Raw genomic sequence first — 15,959 nt, 5'->3', positions numbered from 1 at the left:
GAACTACTTCGCCTGCTCCAACTTTGCGGCCTTGGCGGCATCGTACCACCAGATGTCGGGAGCGCCGACGCCCGAGGCGTATTTCGGCGGCTTCGGCGGATGGTCGAACTGATCCCAATAGGCAATCGGGTGGGTCTGGCGATACCATTGCGGTATCCAGTAGTGGCCGGCGCGGAACACGCGGTCGAGCGCCCGGCAGGCCAAGGTCAGCTCGCTGCGCGTCTCCGCGGCGATGGCCTTGGCGACCAGCGCGTCGAGCGCGGGATTGCTGATCCCGGCGAGATTGTAGGAGCCCTTGGTCTTTGCCGTGTCCGAGGTGAAGTAAGCCCGGAGGCCGTCGCCGGGGGTCGGCGACATCGACATCCGCTGAATGGCGATGTCGAAATCGAAATCCTCGACCCGCGCGCGATATTGCACGGCGTCGACGATCCGCAACTCGGCGTCGATGCCGAGCGTCTGCAGGTTCTTGATCAGCGTGCCGTGGTGCGGCTTGAACGAGACCTCGTCGATCAGGAACTCGATCGCGAACACCTCGCCGGACGGCAGCAGCCGCTTGCCGTCCTTGACCGGCAGGCCGGCCTGCTGCAGCAGTTGCGTCGCCTTGCGCAGCAGCGCGCGATCCTGGCCGGAGCCGTCCGAGACCGGCGGCACGAACGGCTCGCCGAACACATCGTCGGGCACCTGGCCGCGGAACGGCTCGAGCAGCTTCAGCTCCTCGGGCGAGGGCGGCCCGACCGCGACCATGTCCGAGTTCTGGAACGGCGACACCGTGCGCGCATAGGCGCCGTACATGATGGTCTTGTTGGTCCACTCGAAGTCGAACGCGTAGGTCAACGCCTGGCGGACGCGGGGATCCTTGAACTTGTCGCGGCGGGTGTTGATGAACCAGCCCTGCCCGCCGGACGGCGTCTCGTCCGGCAAGAGCTCGCGCTTGACGCGGCCGTCCTTGATCGCCGGGAAGTCGTAGCGCGTGGCCCAGATGCGGGCGGTGAACTCCTCGCGGAACAGATAGCTCTTGGCCGTGAAGCCCTCGAAGGCGACGTCGCGGTCACGATAGAACTCGTAGCGCACGATGTCGAAATTATACATGCCGCGGCTGACCGGCAGGTCGGCCGCCCACCAGTCCTTGACACGCTCGAACTCGACGTAGCGGTTGATCTCGTATTTGCCGACCTTGTACGGCCCCGAGCCGAGCGGCACGTCGAGCGGACCCTCGTCGAACGCGCGGTTGGCGTACCAGGCCTTGGAGAAGATCGGCAGGGTCACGACATAGAGCGGCACGTCGCGCGCGCGCTTCTCGACGAAGCTCACCACGACGGTCGCATCGTCGATCGCCTCGGCCTTCACGAAGTCGCGCAGCTGAACAACGATCAGTGGATGGCCCTTCTCCTTCAGCGTGTTCAGCGAGAAGGCGACGTCTTGCGCGGTGATCCTGCTGCCGTCATGGAAGCGCGCCTCGGGCCGCAAGGTGAAGCGGTAGGCCAGCTTGTCCGCGGAGATCGCCACGGATTTCGCGACCAGCCCGTACACCGCGTCCGGCTCGTCGCTCGCGCGCACCATCAGGGTCGCGAACGTCATGTCCATGCCCTGCGCGCCCTCACCTTTCAGGACGTAGGCATTGAACGAATTGAAGGTCTGATAGGACTGGTTATAGGCGCGCACCGAGGGGATCAGCGAGAACAGCCCGCCCTTCGGCGCGTCCGGATTGACGTAGTCGAAATGGCGGAAGTCGGCCGGGTACTTCAAGTCGCCGAAGGCCGACATGCCGTGCGACTCGGCACCGAACTCCGCCGCCAAAACCGGCTTCAGAAGGGGAACGCTCAACGCGCCCAGGCCGAGCCCGAGCACGCTGCGACGGGACAGATCGCGATGGGTGCTCAAGAGCGTCCACCCGTCTTGGCCGCCTTCGCAGCGTCCCACCACCAGATGTCGGGAAACCCCGATAGGCCGAACTTGGGCAGTTGATCCGGGCGACCAAATCGGTCCCATCGTGCCGCCCGCAGTTTCGGGTAATTCCATTGCGGCACGACATAGTGATTCCACAGCAGCACTCGATCGAGCGCGCGCGTGGAAGCGATGAGGTCATCACGGCTCTTGGCGAAGATGACCTGTTCGATCAGCTTGTCGATCGCTGGATTCTTGATGCCAATGTAATTTTCAGACCCGCTGGCGTCGGCCGCCTGAGATCCCCAATATTCACGCTGCTCGTTGCCGGGCGAGAGGGACTCGCCCCACGAGTGGAGCGCGAGCATGTCAAAGTCGCGATTGCGCAGGCGATTTTCATATTGGATGGCATCGACGGCGCGAACGGAAACCGAGAAGCCAAGACGCTCGAGCGAAGGCTTGTAGAACAGCGCGACGCGTTCATACGCCGGATCATCGGTCAACGTGAGCAACTCGATGCTCATGGGTTGCCCCGTCTTCGCGTTCACGAGCTTTCGCTCGCGAACCTCATATCCCGCATCCTTCAGGAGGCGCAGGGCCTCCAGAAGGTTACGCCGAACGGCCTCCGGGCTGCCGCCCACCGGATTGCTGTATTCCGTCGTGAAAACCTCCGCAGGCACGTCGCTGCGGACCATCTCCAGAATCTCAAGCTCGCGCCCTTGCGGAAGCCCAGAGGATGCGAGCTCCGTTCCGTCGAAGTAACTCGATATCCTCTTGTAGGCGCCGTAGAAGAGTTGCTTGTTCATCTCCTCGAAGTCGAAAGCGAAATTGAGCGCCCGCCGGACACGAGGGTCCGTGAACTGACTCCGGCGGGTATTCGGTACAAACGCCTGCATCACGCCGGAGCTGCGATTGGGAAACTCCTCCAGCACCACACGCTTGTCCTTGACAGCCGGAAAGTCATAGGCCGTCGCCCAGTTCTTCGCCGAGCTCTCGGTCCGCCAATCGCATTGATCGCCCTTGAACGCCTCCAGTGCCACTAGGCTGTCGCGCACGTAGTCGAAGCGCAGCTCATCGAAATTATAACGACCGACATTGACGTTGAGGTTGCGAGCCCAGCAATCATTCACGCGCTGCAGAACGATCGTACGTCCGGCGACGAACTCCTTAATCCGGTAAGGCCCGGATCCGAGCGGCGGCTCCAAAGTGGTTGCGGAGATATCACGCTTCTGCCCGTTGCTGTTTGACCCTTCCCACCAATGTTTTGGCAGCACCATCAGTTCACCGACAATCTGCGGCAGTTCGCGATTGCCCGGTGCATCGAAAGTGAACTTTACGTCACGCTCGCCAACGGCCTCTGCTCCCACGACATGCTTGTAGTAGGCGCTATAGCGTGGATGGTGTGTCTTGAAGGATTGTAGCGAAAAGATCACGTCGGCTGGCGTGACCGGCCTCCCGTCGTGCCATTTGGCATCCGCCCGCAGACGGTAAATGACCCAGGAGTAGTCGCTGGGGTACTGCGCCGCCTCGGCCAGCAGTCCATACTCCGTGGCCGCCTCGTCGAGAGAACGCGCCATCAAGGTCTCGTAGATGTAGGCCGTGCCGACCCCGAGCGAACCTTTGACGCCCGAAACGACAGGATTGAAGTTGTCGAATGTTCCGGCCGGCGCCAACCTTACGGTGCCGCCCTTTGGGGCGTCCGGATTGACGTAGTCATAAAGCTTAAAGTTCACCGGATATTTGACATCCCCAAACAGCGACAGAGCATGCCGCCAGGCTGGATCTTCGCCGGCCTGCGCCTGCGCGGCGTCGAGCGGGGCAAGGCTGGCGGCGGTGCCGAGCGCCGGGGTCATCGCAGCGAAGACGCTGCTCTGCAGGAGCTGTCGTCGGGTAATCGTCAAATGAGACTTCCTCTGAATAAGACCGCTTGAAGCAGGTGGTCGGCCGTGGCCGCTGCTGCTCCCAGATCCAACGTTCGATCGTAACCCAATTCGCAAGGGCAGGTTTCGCCGGCCTCAGCCAGGGTGCTCCGGCCCCGCGAACCCGTTCCATTCAGGGGACCAATATACGGCAAGGTTTCGACCAATAACCTTGCTTTTTCCTCATGATACCGGGTTGTGAACGAGGTGGATGCGACCAAAGGTCCCAAATGCGGCGAATTTCGTCCCGCAAAGCAAAACGGCCGGGCTTGAGGCCCGGCCGTCGGAAATTGGGGGGTTAGCAGCCGATCACTTGGCTGCGGTCGGCAGCGGCGCCGGATTGTCCGACAGCGAGTTCAGGTAGGCCAGCACGTCGGCGCGCTCCGAGTCCTTCTGGATGCCGGCAAAGCCCATCGCGGTGCCCGGGATGTAGCCCTTCGGATTGGCGATGAAGTGGTTGAGATCCTCGATCGTCCAGGTGCCGCCCTTGGCCTTCATCGCGGCCGAGAAGTTGAAGCCGCGGCCTTCGCCGATCTTGTCGCCGACGATGCCGTAGAGGTTGGGGCCGACGGCATTCTTGCCGCCCTTGTCGAAGGTGTGGCAGGCCGCGCATTTCTTGGCGGCGGCAGCGCCCTTCTCAACCGAGGCGGTTTGCAGCAGCTTCTCGATCGGCTCGGCCGCGGCCGGCGCAGCGGCTTCCTTGCCTGCGCCCTGGGCCTCCTTCACGGCGATCTCGAACCCCGGTTTCTCCGGCATTTTCGGCGCGAAGATCGCGCCAGCGGAGAAGCTCGTGACCAGCACGACCAGACAGGCGGCCAGAACGGCGCCGAGGATTTTGTTCAGTTCGAAGGAGTCCATTTTGGAATCAGGCTCCGAGGGCGGATTTCATTGCTTGGAAGGCCGCGGGGCCGCGACCGTGAATCGCCCCAGGATTCGTCAAGGCATCGAGCGGAATCGAGCCGTCGCGCCTCCCCCTGCGGCAGAAGTGAGATATCGGTTTGCCCGTGCTCTGGCAACCCGTATAAGCGGGCCGCCCCTGCTGTCCCCATCCAGTCCGGCCCGCGCTGTTGCGACCGGCTCCGACCTGCCGTTTCCCGGATGACCAAGTCCAAAATCCTCGTGCTGATCCCTGCCCGCATGGCCTCGACCCGCCTGCCCGGCAAGCCGCTGCTCGACATCGCCGGCCAGCCGATGATCGTGCAGGTGCTCCGGCGCGCGCAGGAGGCCGCGATCGGCCGCGTGGCCGTGGCAACCGATACGCTGGAGATCGCGGACGCCGTGACGGCGGCGGGTGGCGAGGTGGTGATGACCAAGCCCGATCATCCCTCCGGGTCGGACCGCATCTACGAAGCCATGTGCAAGCTCGACCCTGCCCGCGAGGCCGAGATCGTGGTCAATCTGCAGGGCGATTTCCCGACCATCGACCCGCAGAACATCAGCGACGTGCTGCCGCCGCTGGACGATCCCGCCGTCGACATCGCGACCCTTGCCGCGCAGATCCATACCGAGGAGGAGAGCCTCAATCCGAACGTCGTCAAGGCGGTCGGCTCGCCTCTCGGCGGCCGGCGCATGCGCGCGTTGTATTTCACCCGGGCCACGGCGCCGTATGGCGACGGACCGAGGTACCATCACATCGGGCTCTACGCCTACCGCCGGGCGGCGCTGGAGCGCTTCGTCAGCCTGCCGCCGTCGCCGCTGGAGCAACAGGAAAAGCTGGAACAGCTGCGGGCGCTGGAAGCCGGCATGCGCATCGACGTGATGGTCGTCGACGCCGTGCCCCGCGGCGTCGACACCCCCGCCGACCTCGAAACCGCACGCCGGCTGCTGTCCAAGTCTTAAGCTGCTGCTACAAGGCCCCTCATGAGCAAGATCTTGAAAATCGCATTCCAGGGCGAGCCGGGAGCCAATTCCCACATCGCCATTTCCGAGGCCTATCCGACCGCCGAGGCCATGCCGTGCGCGACCTTCGAGGACGCGCTGAGCGCGATCTCCTCCGGCGAGGCTGACCTGGGCATGATCCCGATCGAGAATTCGGTCGCCGGCCGCGTCGCCGACATCCATCACCTGCTGCCGGCCTCCGGCCTCTACATCATTGGCGAGTGGTTCCTGCCGGTCCGCCACCAGCTGATGGCGCTGAAAGGCACCAGGCTCGCCGACATCAAGACCGTCGAGAGCCACGTCCACGCGCTCGGCCAGTGCCGCCGCATCATCCGCCAGCTCGGCGTCCGGCCGATCGTCGCCGGTGACACCGCGGGCAGCGCCCGGGACGTGGCGCAGCGCGGCGACAGGAGCGTGGCGGCGATCGCCTCGCGGCTGGCCGCCGAGATCTACGGCCTCGACATCCTCGCCGAGGACATCGAGGACGAGGCCCACAACACCACCCGCTTCGTCGTGCTGGCGCGCCAGGAGCAATGGGCCGAGCAGAACTCCGGGCCGCTGGTCACGAGCTTCGTGTTCCGCGTCCGCAACCTGCCGGCTGCGCTCTACAAGGCGCTCGGCGGCTTTGCGACCAACGGCGTCAACATGACCAAGCTCGAGAGCTACATGGTCGACGGCAATTTCTTCGCGACGCAGTTCTACGCCGACGTCGACGGCCATCCCAACGACAAGGGGCTGGCCTTCGCCCTGGAGGAATTGAAGTTCTTCTCGCGCGAACTGCGCATCGTCGGCGTCTATCCGGCGCATCCGTTCCGCGCGACCTTCAGCGAGCGGATGGAGTGATCGGACCGTCATCCCGCGGCTCCACATAGGCCGCCAGCTCGGCCGGCGTTCCCACCGGGAATGCCTGCTTCAGATGGTCGAGAAAGGCGGAGACGCGCGCGCTCAACAGCCGCCGCGACGGATACAGCGCCCACAGCGCAACCGCTGGCGCGTCCAAATCGCCCCAATGCGCCAGCCGGCCAGCCGCCAGATCGTGGCTGACGAGCGAGAGCGGCAGGCATGCGGCACCGACGCCGGCACGGACCGCATCTCGCACCATGATCAGCGATGACAACCGCAGGATCGGATCGATCGCGATGCGCGACGATCCCGTTGCAGCCATGACGTCCCACGCTGCGATCTGCTCGGTGCTACGAACAACCGCAGGAACGAACGCGCCGTCCGCCGGCCGCGTCAGGCTTGGGCTGGCCACGACCACCAGCTGATCGCGCAGGAAGATGCGGCCGACGAGGCGCTCATCGGGATCGGGATTGACCCGGATCACCAGGTCATAGCCCTCCTCGACCATGTCGACGGCGCGGTCGTCGGTCGTCACCTCGAGCCGGACCTTCGGATATCTGAGCGCGAATGTAGCGGCGAGCTTGCCCATCGCGGTCTGCGAGAACAGCAGCGGCGCGCTGATCCGCAACCGGCCGCGCGGCTGGTCGCCGCCTGAGGCTATCGCACCGACGGTCTCGTCGAGCTCGGTCAGCAGCGCGCCCGTGCGCTCGAACAGCGCCCGCCCTTCCTCGGTCAGCTTCAGTGTGCGCCCGCCGCGCTCGATCAGCCTGATGTCCAGGCTCGCTTCGAGCTCTGCGACGCGGCGGGACAGCGTTGCCTTGGGACGACCGCTGGCGCGGGCGGCCCGGCCGAAGCCGCCGTGGCGGGCGACGAGCGTGAAATCGGCGAGCGCAAGCAGATCCATTTGTTCCACCAATGAGACGACATGTCCAAATATAGCGCCTACTGGCTCGCATGTGGATCGATATCTTCCGGGTGTCTCAACACCAACCCGGAGTGATCCCATGACCATCCTCGTGACCGGTGCCACTGGAACCGTCGGCCGTCGCCGTCGTCGAACAACTCGTCAGGCGCGGGGCCGATGTCCGCGCCCTCGTCCGCGATCCTGGGAAGGCCAACCTTCCGGCGGGCGTTCAGATCGCCCAAGGCGACCTGCTCGACGTCGATTCGCTGCGCGGCGCGTTCTCGGGCGTCTCGACCCTGTTCCTGCTCAACGCCGTCACGCCTGATGAATTCACTCAGGCGCTGATCGCGCTCAATCTGGTTCGCGAGGCCGGCATCGAGCGCATCGTCTATCTCTCGGTGATCCACGGCGACGTCTACGTCAACGTGCCGCACTTCGCCGGCAAGTTCGCCGTCGAGCGGATGATCGAGCAGATGGGCCTGAACGCCACCATCTTGCGCCCCGCCTACTTCATGAACAACGATCTCGCGATCAAGGACGTCGTGCTCGACTACGGCGTCTACCCGATGCCGATCGGAGCCAAGGGCCTCGCGATGATCGACGTCAGCGACATCGGCGAGATCGCAGCGATCGAGCTGATCCGCAGGGAGCAGTCAGCCGTGCCGCTGCCGCTCGATCGCATCAACCTGGTCGGTCCGGACACGCTGACCGGCGCTGATGCCGCTGCGATCTGGTCTGACGTGCTGGGCCGCACGATCGCCTATGGCGGCGACAACACCGCGCAGTTCGAGACCAACCTCCGGCAGGTCATGCCGAGCTGGATGGCGTTCGACATGCGACTGATGGCCGAGCGCTTCCTGACCGACGGCATGGTGCCGGACGAGGGCGACGTCGCGCGCCTCACCACGCTGCTGGGCCGGCCGCTGCGCTCGTACCGCGACTTTGTCGCCGAGATCTCGGCCACGGCCTGAAGCCGAGCCGCTCATCATCCCCCGAAACCGAATTGCGCGGCGCGCTTCCGCGAATGCGCCCCCTCACACCATGGAGATGGTCATGACCAGTCAAGATAGCAGTGTCACCACACCCAAGTCTAACATCCTCGTGCTTGGCGCCACCGGCGGCACCGGGCGGCTGATCGTGCGCGACGCGCTGGCGCGCGGCCATCACGTCACCGCGCTGGTGCGCTCGCCCGACAAGGCCGGGGACCTGCAAGGCGCGCAACTGATCGTCGGCGATGCGCGCGACGAAGCCACGCTTCGCAAGGCGCTCAAGGGACAGGATGTCGTCATCAGTTCCTTGGGCACCTCGCTCAGCCCGTTTCGCGAGGTCACCACGCTCTCGACATCGACGCGGGCGCTCGTCAAGGCGATGGAGGCCGAGAATGTTGCGCGCCTTGTCGCCATCACCGGGATCGGCGCAGGCGACAGCCGGGGACATGGCGGCTTCGTCTACGACCGGCTGATCCTGCCGCTGCTGCTGCGCAACGTCTATGCCGACAAGAACCGGCAGGAGGCGATCATCCGCGACAGCGGGCTCGACTGGGTCATCGTCCGTCCCGCCATGCTCAACGACAAGCCGGGCGGCCAGACGGTCCGCGCGCTGACGGACCTCACAGGTTTTCACGGCGGCACGATCGCGCGGGCCGATGTCGCGCGCTTCGCGGTGGACCAGGTGAGCGACGACAGCTTCCTGCGCCGCTCTCCGCTGATCACATGGTGAGACCGGCACGGCGCGCTTCGAAGTCCAGATCGCGCCATTGTTCGCCTCAACTCTCTGCACGAACTCCGTTCGTCCAAGTAGGGGCTAGTTCGAGCACACATCTTCGCGGCGACGGGATTTTGCCTCGCCCCGCTTGCGGGGAGAGGTCGGATTGCATCGAAAGATGCAATCCGGGTGAGGGGGGCTCTCCGCGAAGGCGGTGCTCGCGGAGAGCCCCCCTCACCCCAACCCTCTCCCGCAAGCGGGGCGAGGGAGCCCACCGTCCGTGCCTTGAAGTGACTGGATCCGACTTCGAAATGCGTGCTCACGCTAGCCCGTCGGGGAGAGCTGAATCTTGATGCTGCACGATCCAGAACTCATCGGCTGCTGGGTTCGTGCGGGACTACGCCGCCGCCTTCCGCTCCAGGCCAAAGGCGTCGGCAAGCAGACTGTAGGAGCGCTTGCGGGCGTCGTGGTCGAAGGTCGCCGTGATCACCATCAGCTCGTCGGCCTGGCTTGCCGCGATCATCGGATCGAGCTTGGCTCGCACCGTCGCCGGGCTGCCCACGAACAGCCGCGACCGGTTGCGTGCGATCGAGGCGCGGTCGGCGTCTGTATACATGTACGCCGCGGCCTCCTCGGGGCTCGGCAGCGGCAGGAACTGGCCGCGGTCGCGCCTGAGGCGGTTGAGGTCCATCGACGACGCCAGCCGCTCCGCCTCGGCGTCGGTCTCGGCCGTCACCACCGCGACCGCCAGGATCGCATGCGGCTGTGTCCGCCAGCGCGACGGCGTGAAATGCGCGCGGTAGGTTCGCATCGCGTCGACAGCGTCGTGGCTGGCGAAATGATGCGCGAAGCCGAACCCCATGCCGAGCTGCGCCGACAGCTCGCTGGAATAGTCGCTGGAGCCGAGCAGCCAGATCGGCGGCAATGGCGCGTCGTCGGGCATGGCGATGACGTTGTTGTAAGGATGACCGGCAGGGAACTCGCGGGTCTCCCACAGCATCAGCTCATGCAGCCGCTCCAGGAAGTCGTCGCCCTCGCGGCGGTCGAGCCGGCTGCGCAGCGCATAGGCGGTGGTGCCGTCGGTGCCCGGCGCGCGGCCCAGGCCCAGATCGATCCGGCCGGGAAACAGTGCCTCCAGCATCTTGAAGCGCTCCGCGACCACCAGCGGCGCATGGTTGGGCAGCATGACGCCGCCGGAGCCGACGCGGATGTGCTGCGTCGCTGCCGCGATCTGCCCAATCATGATGTCGGGCGACGGGCTCGCCACCGACGGCAGGCTGTGGTGCTCAGCCAGCCAATAGCGGACGTAGCCGAGCTGATCGACATGGCGGGCCAGATCGATGCTGTTGCGCAGTGCCGCCGAGGCAGGCGTGGCGGTGGTCGTGACGGAGAGGTCGAGGACTGAGAGCGGGATCATGGCTTCAACCTAATGACTGCGCGGCGTGCCACAATGGGCCAACCGCGGCGGAGCCCTGCTGGAAATGCAGGGATCGACATCAGCCCGAGTTGGGACACGAACATTGTATACAACATCGTCCTCGACACGTCCCACACTCGATTTCGATCAAATCCGCTCACCCACGGCCAACACACGTTGAAACATCAACATTTTATCTGCCCATCACATAATCGATGATAGCGGACAAAAGTCATCAAAACACATACAAGTGGGCGAAATCCCATTTGGGGTGGGCTGTCTATTGCGACGCACTTCCCTTATCTTCCCACATCCAAAGAGCGATCCCCTCTTGAGTTGAAATTTACGCGCCACCGGGAACCTGCGCTGCCATGACCGACCTCGCCACCGCCATCGCCGACGGCCACTCCGCAATCATCCGGCCGAAGATCTCGTTCGAGTTCTTCCCGCCGAAGACCGAGGAGATGGACCGGACGCTGTGGGCCTCGATCGAGCGCCTCGCCCCTCTGGAGCCGAGCTTCGTCTCGGTGACCTACGGCGCGGGCGGCTCGACGCGCGAGCGCACCCACGCCACGATCGCGCGCATCCTGAAGGAGACCGCGCTGCTGCCGGCGGCGCATCTCACCTGCGTCGGCGCTTCGCGCCACGAGATCGACGAGGTCGTCGACCGCTATCACGAGGTCGGCGTCCGCCACATCGTGGCGCTTCGCGGCGATCCGCCCGGCGGCATCGGCACGCCCTACTACACCCATGCCGAGGGCTATCAGAGCTCGCCCGAGCTGATCGCCGGCATCAAGAAGCGCCATCCCGATATCGAGGTCTCGGTCTCCGCCTATCCGGAGAAGCACCCCGAGAGCCGCGACTTCGACGCCGACATCGACATGCTCGAGGCCAAGGTCGACGCCGGCGCCACCCGCGCCATCACCCAGGTGTTCTTCGACAACGATCTCTACTTCCGCTACCTCGACCGTGTCCGCGCCCGCGGCATCACGATCCCGATCGTGCCCGGCATCATGCCGATGCACAATTTCAAGCAGGCGCGTGGCTTCGTGACCCGCGCCGGCACGACGGTGCCGGACTGGCTGGCCGAAAAATTCGACGGTCTCGACGACGATCCCGAGACCCGCAAGCTGGTCGCGGCGACCGTCGCCGCAGGCCAGGTGCAAAAGCTCGCCAAGCATGGCGTCGACACCTTCCATTTCTACACCATGAACCGCGCCGACCTCGTGTTCGCGATCAGCCATCTGCTCGGCATCCGTCCGAAGTCCGCCAACAAGGCTGCCGCCTGATGTCCACCCCTGTATCTCCAGCGCGTGCCGCCTTCCTTGCCGCTGCAGCCAAGCGAATCCTGATCCTCGACGGCGCCATGGGCACGATGATCCAGGCGCTGCAGCTCGACGAGGCCGCCTTCCGCAGCGAGCGGTTCAAGGACTTCCATCGCGACCTCCGCGGCAACAACGACCTGCTGATCCTGACGCAGCCCGACGCCATCGAGGACATCCACGCGCAATATCTGCGCGCCGGGGCCGACATCGTCGCCACCAACACCTTCTCGGCAACCTCGATCGCGCAGGCCGATTACGACCTCTCCGACATCATCTACGAGCTGAACCGCGAGGGCGCCCGGCTCGCCCGCAATGCCGCGACCCGCGTTGCGGCCGAGGACGGCAAACAGCGCTTCGTCGCCGGCGCAATGGGCCCGACCAACCGCACCGCCTCGATCTCGCCCGACGTCTCCAACCCCGGCTACCGCGCCGTGACCTTCGACGACCTCCGGCTCGCCTATGGCGAGCAGGCGCGCGGGCTCCTGGACGGCGGCGCCGACATCCTGCTGCTCGAGACCATCTTCGACACGCTCAATGCCAAGGCGGCGCTGTACGCCATCGCCGAGCTCTGCGAGGAGCGCGGCACCGACGTGCCCGTGATGATCTCGGGCACCATCACCGACAAGTCCGGCCGCCTGCTCTCGGGCCAGATGCCGGAGGCGTTCTGGAATTCGGTCCGCCACGCGAAACCGCTGACCATCGGCTTCAACTGTGCGCTCGGCGCCGAGGATCTGCGCGCCCATGTCGCCGACATCGGCCGCGTCGCCGACGCGCTGGTGTGCGCCTATCCCAATGCCGGCCTGCCCAACGAGTTCGGCCAGTATGACGAGACGCCGGCCTACATGGCGCGACTGATCGGCGAATTTGCGCGGGACGGCCTCGTCAACATCGTCGGCGGCTGCTGCGGCACCACGCCCGAACATATCGCGGCGATCGCCGCCGCCGTCGCCCCGCACAAGCCTCGCGCCGTGCCGGAGATCGCGCCGCGGCTGCGGCTGTCGGGCCTCGAGCCGTTCGAACTCACGCCCGCGATTCCGTTCGTCAATGTCGGCGAGCGCACCAACGTCACGGGCTCGGCCAAATTCCGCAAGCTGATCACCGCCGGCGATTACACCGCGGCGCTGCAGGTCGCGCGCGACCAGGTCGAGAACGGCGCCCAGGTCATCGACGTCAACATGGACGAGGGCCTGCTGGATTCGGAAGCCGCGATGCGGACCTTCCTCAACCTCGTCGCCGCCGAGCCGGACATCGCCCGCGTTCCCGTGATGGTCGATTCCTCGAAATTCCACGTCATCGAGGCCGGCCTGAAATGCGTGCAGGGCAAGCCGGTGGTGAACTCGATCTCGCTCAAGGAAGGCGAGGAGAAGTTCATTCACGAAGCGAAGATCGCGCGTCGCCACGGCGCCGCCGTGGTCGTGATGGCGTTCGACGAGACCGGCCAGGCCGACACCTACAAGCGCAAGACCGAGATCTGCGCCCGCGCCTACAAGATCCTGGTCGAGCAGATCGGCTTTCCGCCTGAGGACATCATCTTCGATCCCAACATCTTCGCCATCGCGACCGGACTTGAGGAACACAACAATTACGGCGTCGACTTCATCGAAGCGACACGCTGGATCCGCTCGAACCTGCCGCACGCCCACATCTCGGGCGGCGTCTCCAATTTGTCGTTCTCGTTCCGCGGCAACGAGCCCGTGCGCGAGGCGATGCACTCGGTGTTCCTGTATCACGCCATCAAGGCGGGCATGGACATGGGCATCGTCAATGCCGGTCAGATGATCGTCTATGACGACATCGATCCGGAGCTGCGCCAGGTGTGCGAAGACGTCGTCCTCAACCGCGACCCCGGCGCGTCCGAGCGGCTGCTGGCGCTGGCCGAGAAATTCCGCGGCCAGGGCAAGCAGACCAAGGAGGCCGATCTCGCCTGGCGCGAATGGCCGGTCGACAAGCGGTTGAGCCACGCGCTGGTGCATGGGATCACCGAGTTCATCGAGCAGGACACCGAAGAGGCGCGCGCCGCGTCGACGCGGCCGCTCGACGTCATCGAAGGCCCGCTGATGGCCGGCATGAACGTGGTCGGCGACCTCTTCGGCGACGGCAAGATGTTCCTGCCGCAGGTCGTGAAGTCCGCGCGCGTGATGAAGCAGGCGGTGGCCTATCTGATGCCGTTCATGGAGGCGGAGAAGGCTGCCAACAAGGGCCGGGCCAACGAGCGCTCCAACGCCGGCAAGATCGTGCTCGCCACCGTCAAGGGCGACGTCCACGACATCGGCAAGAACATCGTCGGCATCGTGCTCCAGTGCAACAATTTCGAGGTCATCGACCTCGGTGTCATGGTGCCCGCGGCCAGGATCATCGAGACGGCCAAGGCCGAGAACGCCGACATCATCGGTCTCTCCGGCCTGATCACGCCCTCGCTCGACGAGATGGCGTATCTCGCCTCGGAGATGGAGCGCCAGGGCCTGAACGTGCCGCTCCTGATCGGCGGCGCCACGACGAGCCGTGTCCATACTGCGGTCAAGATCGATCCGAACTACCAGAATGGCCCGGTCGTTCACGTCAACGACGCCAGCCGCGCCGTCGGCGTCGCCTCCTCGCTGCTGTCGCCGGAGCGCAAGGATACCTACGCCACGGAGGTTCGCAGCGAGTATCAGAAGATCGCCGCTGCGCATCTGCGCGGCCAGGCCGACAAGAAGCGGCTGAAGCTCGCGGACGCCCGCGCCAACGCGCCGAAGATCGACTTCGCCAAGGCGAAGCCGGTCAAGCCGACCTTCCTCGGCACCAAGACGTTCGTCGACTACGACCTCGCCGAGCTCGTGCCCTATATCGACTGGACGCCGTTCTTCCAGACCTGGGAGCTCGCCGGCCGTTTCCCTGGCATCCTCGACGACGCCAAGGTCGGCGAGGCCGCGCGCGCGCTGTATGACGACGCGCTGAAGATGCTGAAGCGCATCGTCGACGAGAAGTGGTTCACGGCGCGCGCCGCGATCGGCTTCTGGCCGGCAAATGCGGCCGGCGACGACATCGTGCTCTATGCCGACGAGGGCCGCACCAAGCAGATCGCGACGCTGCACACGCTGCGCCAGCAGCTCGAGAAGCGCGAGGGTCGCTTCAACACCGCACTCTCCGACTTCATCGCGCCTGTGGGTTCCGGCGTGCCGGACTATGTCGGCGGCTTCGTCGTCACGACAGGCCTCGGCGAGGATGCCGTCGCCGACCGCTTCAAGAACGCCAATGACGACTATTCCTCGATCCTGGTGAAGGCGCTGGCCGACCGCCTCGCCGAGGCGTTCGCCGAGCGCCTGCATGCCCGCGTCCGCCGCGAGTTCTGGGCCTACGCTCCGGACGAGGCGCTCTCGCCGGACGATCTGATCCTGGAGAAGTATCACGGCATCCGTCCCGCGCCCGGCTACCCGGCGCAACCCGACCACACCGAGAAGGCGACCTTGTTCGAACTGCTCGACGCCGAGAAGAATGCCGGCGTGCGGCTGACCGAGAGCTTTGCGATGTGGCCGGGCTCGTCGGTGTCGGGCCTCTATTTTGCCTCGCCGGAGAGCTTCTATTTCGGCGTCGGCAAGATCGAGCGCGATCAGGTCGAGGACTACGCCGCGCGCAAGGGCATGACCGTCGCCGAAGTCGAGCGCTGGCTGGCGCCGATCCTGAACTACATTCCGGCAAGGGGCGGCCAGCAGGCGGACGCGGCAGCGCGCGCCGTCGCTTCGCCCGCTCCGGCCAACGACGCCGCCCCCGCCGAGCTCGCGAGCCATCCGGTGGGCTGCACCTGTGCCGTTCATCTCGCCTGGCGCAAGAAGGCGGTCGGCGCGAAGTAGCCGGCGCGGTCGCCCCATCCACAGCTGTCGTCCCCGCGAACGCGGGGACCCATACCGCGTGATCTACCCGTCGTCCGCGGGGCTGATATCGCGCAAAACAACATCTCCCTGTGGTTATGGGTCCCTGCGTTCGCAGGGACGACAGCGGTTATGACGCCCCCTGCTCGGCTCACACGCTGCACTTGGACGCCCCTGCCCGTGTCCCCCGCGCCACGGCCGCCGCGAATGACAATGCGCCACAGCCGGCGCCATGCG

At 65.5% G+C, this 15,959-nt stretch carries 10 protein-coding genes and 1 pseudogene; 6 read left to right on the top strand and 5 right to left on the bottom strand.

What is annotated here, in order from left to right:
- Positions 1-3 precede the first annotated feature (3 nt).
- The 3 genes from ACQR13_RS05815 to ACQR13_RS05805 form a co-directional block, all read right to left on the bottom strand.
- On the bottom strand, positions 4-1,989 hold the full coding sequence (locus tag ACQR13_RS05815; protein WP_410051201.1) for an extracellular solute-binding protein: 1,986 nt from the start codon (positions 1,987-1,989) through the stop codon (positions 4-6).
- Positions 1,878-3,785 (bottom strand): extracellular solute-binding protein, encoded by a 1,908-nt coding sequence (locus ACQR13_RS05810; RefSeq protein ID WP_316172671.1) that lies wholly within the window; start codon positions 3,783-3,785, stop codon positions 1,878-1,880. The genes ACQR13_RS05815 and ACQR13_RS05810 overlap by 112 nt, the downstream gene beginning before the upstream one ends.
- A 327-nt stretch (positions 3,786-4,112) precedes the next feature.
- Positions 4,113-4,661 (bottom strand): c-type cytochrome, encoded by a 549-nt coding sequence (locus ACQR13_RS05805; protein ID WP_315825971.1) that lies wholly within the window; start codon positions 4,659-4,661, stop codon positions 4,113-4,115.
- A gap of 240 nt (positions 4,662-4,901) precedes the next feature.
- Here ACQR13_RS05805 and ACQR13_RS05800 point away from each other — a divergent pair, with 240 nt between their 5' ends.
- Positions 4,902-5,642 (top strand): 3-deoxy-manno-octulosonate cytidylyltransferase, encoded by a 741-nt coding sequence (locus tag ACQR13_RS05800; RefSeq protein WP_315713798.1) that lies wholly within the window; start codon positions 4,902-4,904, stop codon positions 5,640-5,642.
- Between the two features lie 21 nt (positions 5,643-5,663).
- Positions 5,664-6,524 carry a prephenate dehydratase gene (locus ACQR13_RS05795; RefSeq protein WP_434862650.1) on the top strand — a complete coding sequence of 287 codons (861 nt, stop codon included), beginning with the start codon at positions 5,664-5,666 and terminating at the stop codon, positions 6,522-6,524.
- Here the strand turns inward: ACQR13_RS05795 and ACQR13_RS05790 are convergent.
- Entirely contained in the window at positions 6,505-7,428 is a 924-nt protein-coding gene (locus ACQR13_RS05790; protein ID WP_434862649.1) for a LysR family transcriptional regulator, read from the bottom strand. The genes ACQR13_RS05795 and ACQR13_RS05790 overlap by 20 nt on opposite strands.
- 100 nt (positions 7,429-7,528) lie before the next feature.
- Here ACQR13_RS05790 and ACQR13_RS05785 point away from each other — a divergent pair.
- Positions 7,529-8,399, top strand: a pseudogene (locus ACQR13_RS05785) (SDR family oxidoreductase).
- An 82-nt stretch (positions 8,400-8,481) separates the two neighbouring features.
- Positions 8,482-9,147 (top strand): NAD(P)-dependent oxidoreductase, encoded by a 666-nt coding sequence (locus ACQR13_RS05780; RefSeq protein WP_434862648.1) that lies wholly within the window; start codon positions 8,482-8,484, stop codon positions 9,145-9,147.
- Positions 9,148-9,529: 382 nt separating this feature from the next.
- Here the strand turns inward: ACQR13_RS05780 and ACQR13_RS05775 are convergent, their stop codons facing one another.
- Positions 9,530-10,549 (bottom strand): LLM class flavin-dependent oxidoreductase, encoded by a 1,020-nt coding sequence (locus ACQR13_RS05775; RefSeq protein WP_315713793.1) that lies wholly within the window; start codon positions 10,547-10,549, stop codon positions 9,530-9,532.
- A gap of 371 nt (positions 10,550-10,920) precedes the next feature.
- Between ACQR13_RS05775 and metF the strand changes: the two genes are divergently transcribed.
- Complete coding sequence (metF, locus tag ACQR13_RS05770) at positions 10,921-11,838, top strand: methylenetetrahydrofolate reductase [NAD(P)H] (RefSeq protein WP_315713792.1); 918 nt, start codon at positions 10,921-10,923, stop codon at positions 11,836-11,838.
- Positions 11,838-15,704, top strand: coding sequence for a methionine synthase (gene metH / locus ACQR13_RS05765; protein ID WP_434862647.1), 3,867 nt, complete (start codon positions 11,838-11,840; stop codon positions 15,702-15,704). Before metF ends, metH begins: the two co-directional genes overlap by 1 nt.
- Positions 15,705-15,959 lie beyond the last annotated feature (255 nt).

The sequence above is a fragment of the Bradyrhizobium sp. HKCCYLRH3059 genome, assembly GCF_051168035.1.
Taxonomy (GTDB): Bacteria; Pseudomonadota; Alphaproteobacteria; order Rhizobiales; family Xanthobacteraceae; genus Bradyrhizobium.
The sequence above is the reverse complement of the archived record's forward strand: the minus strand, read 5'-3'. Positions and strand labels throughout refer to the sequence as shown.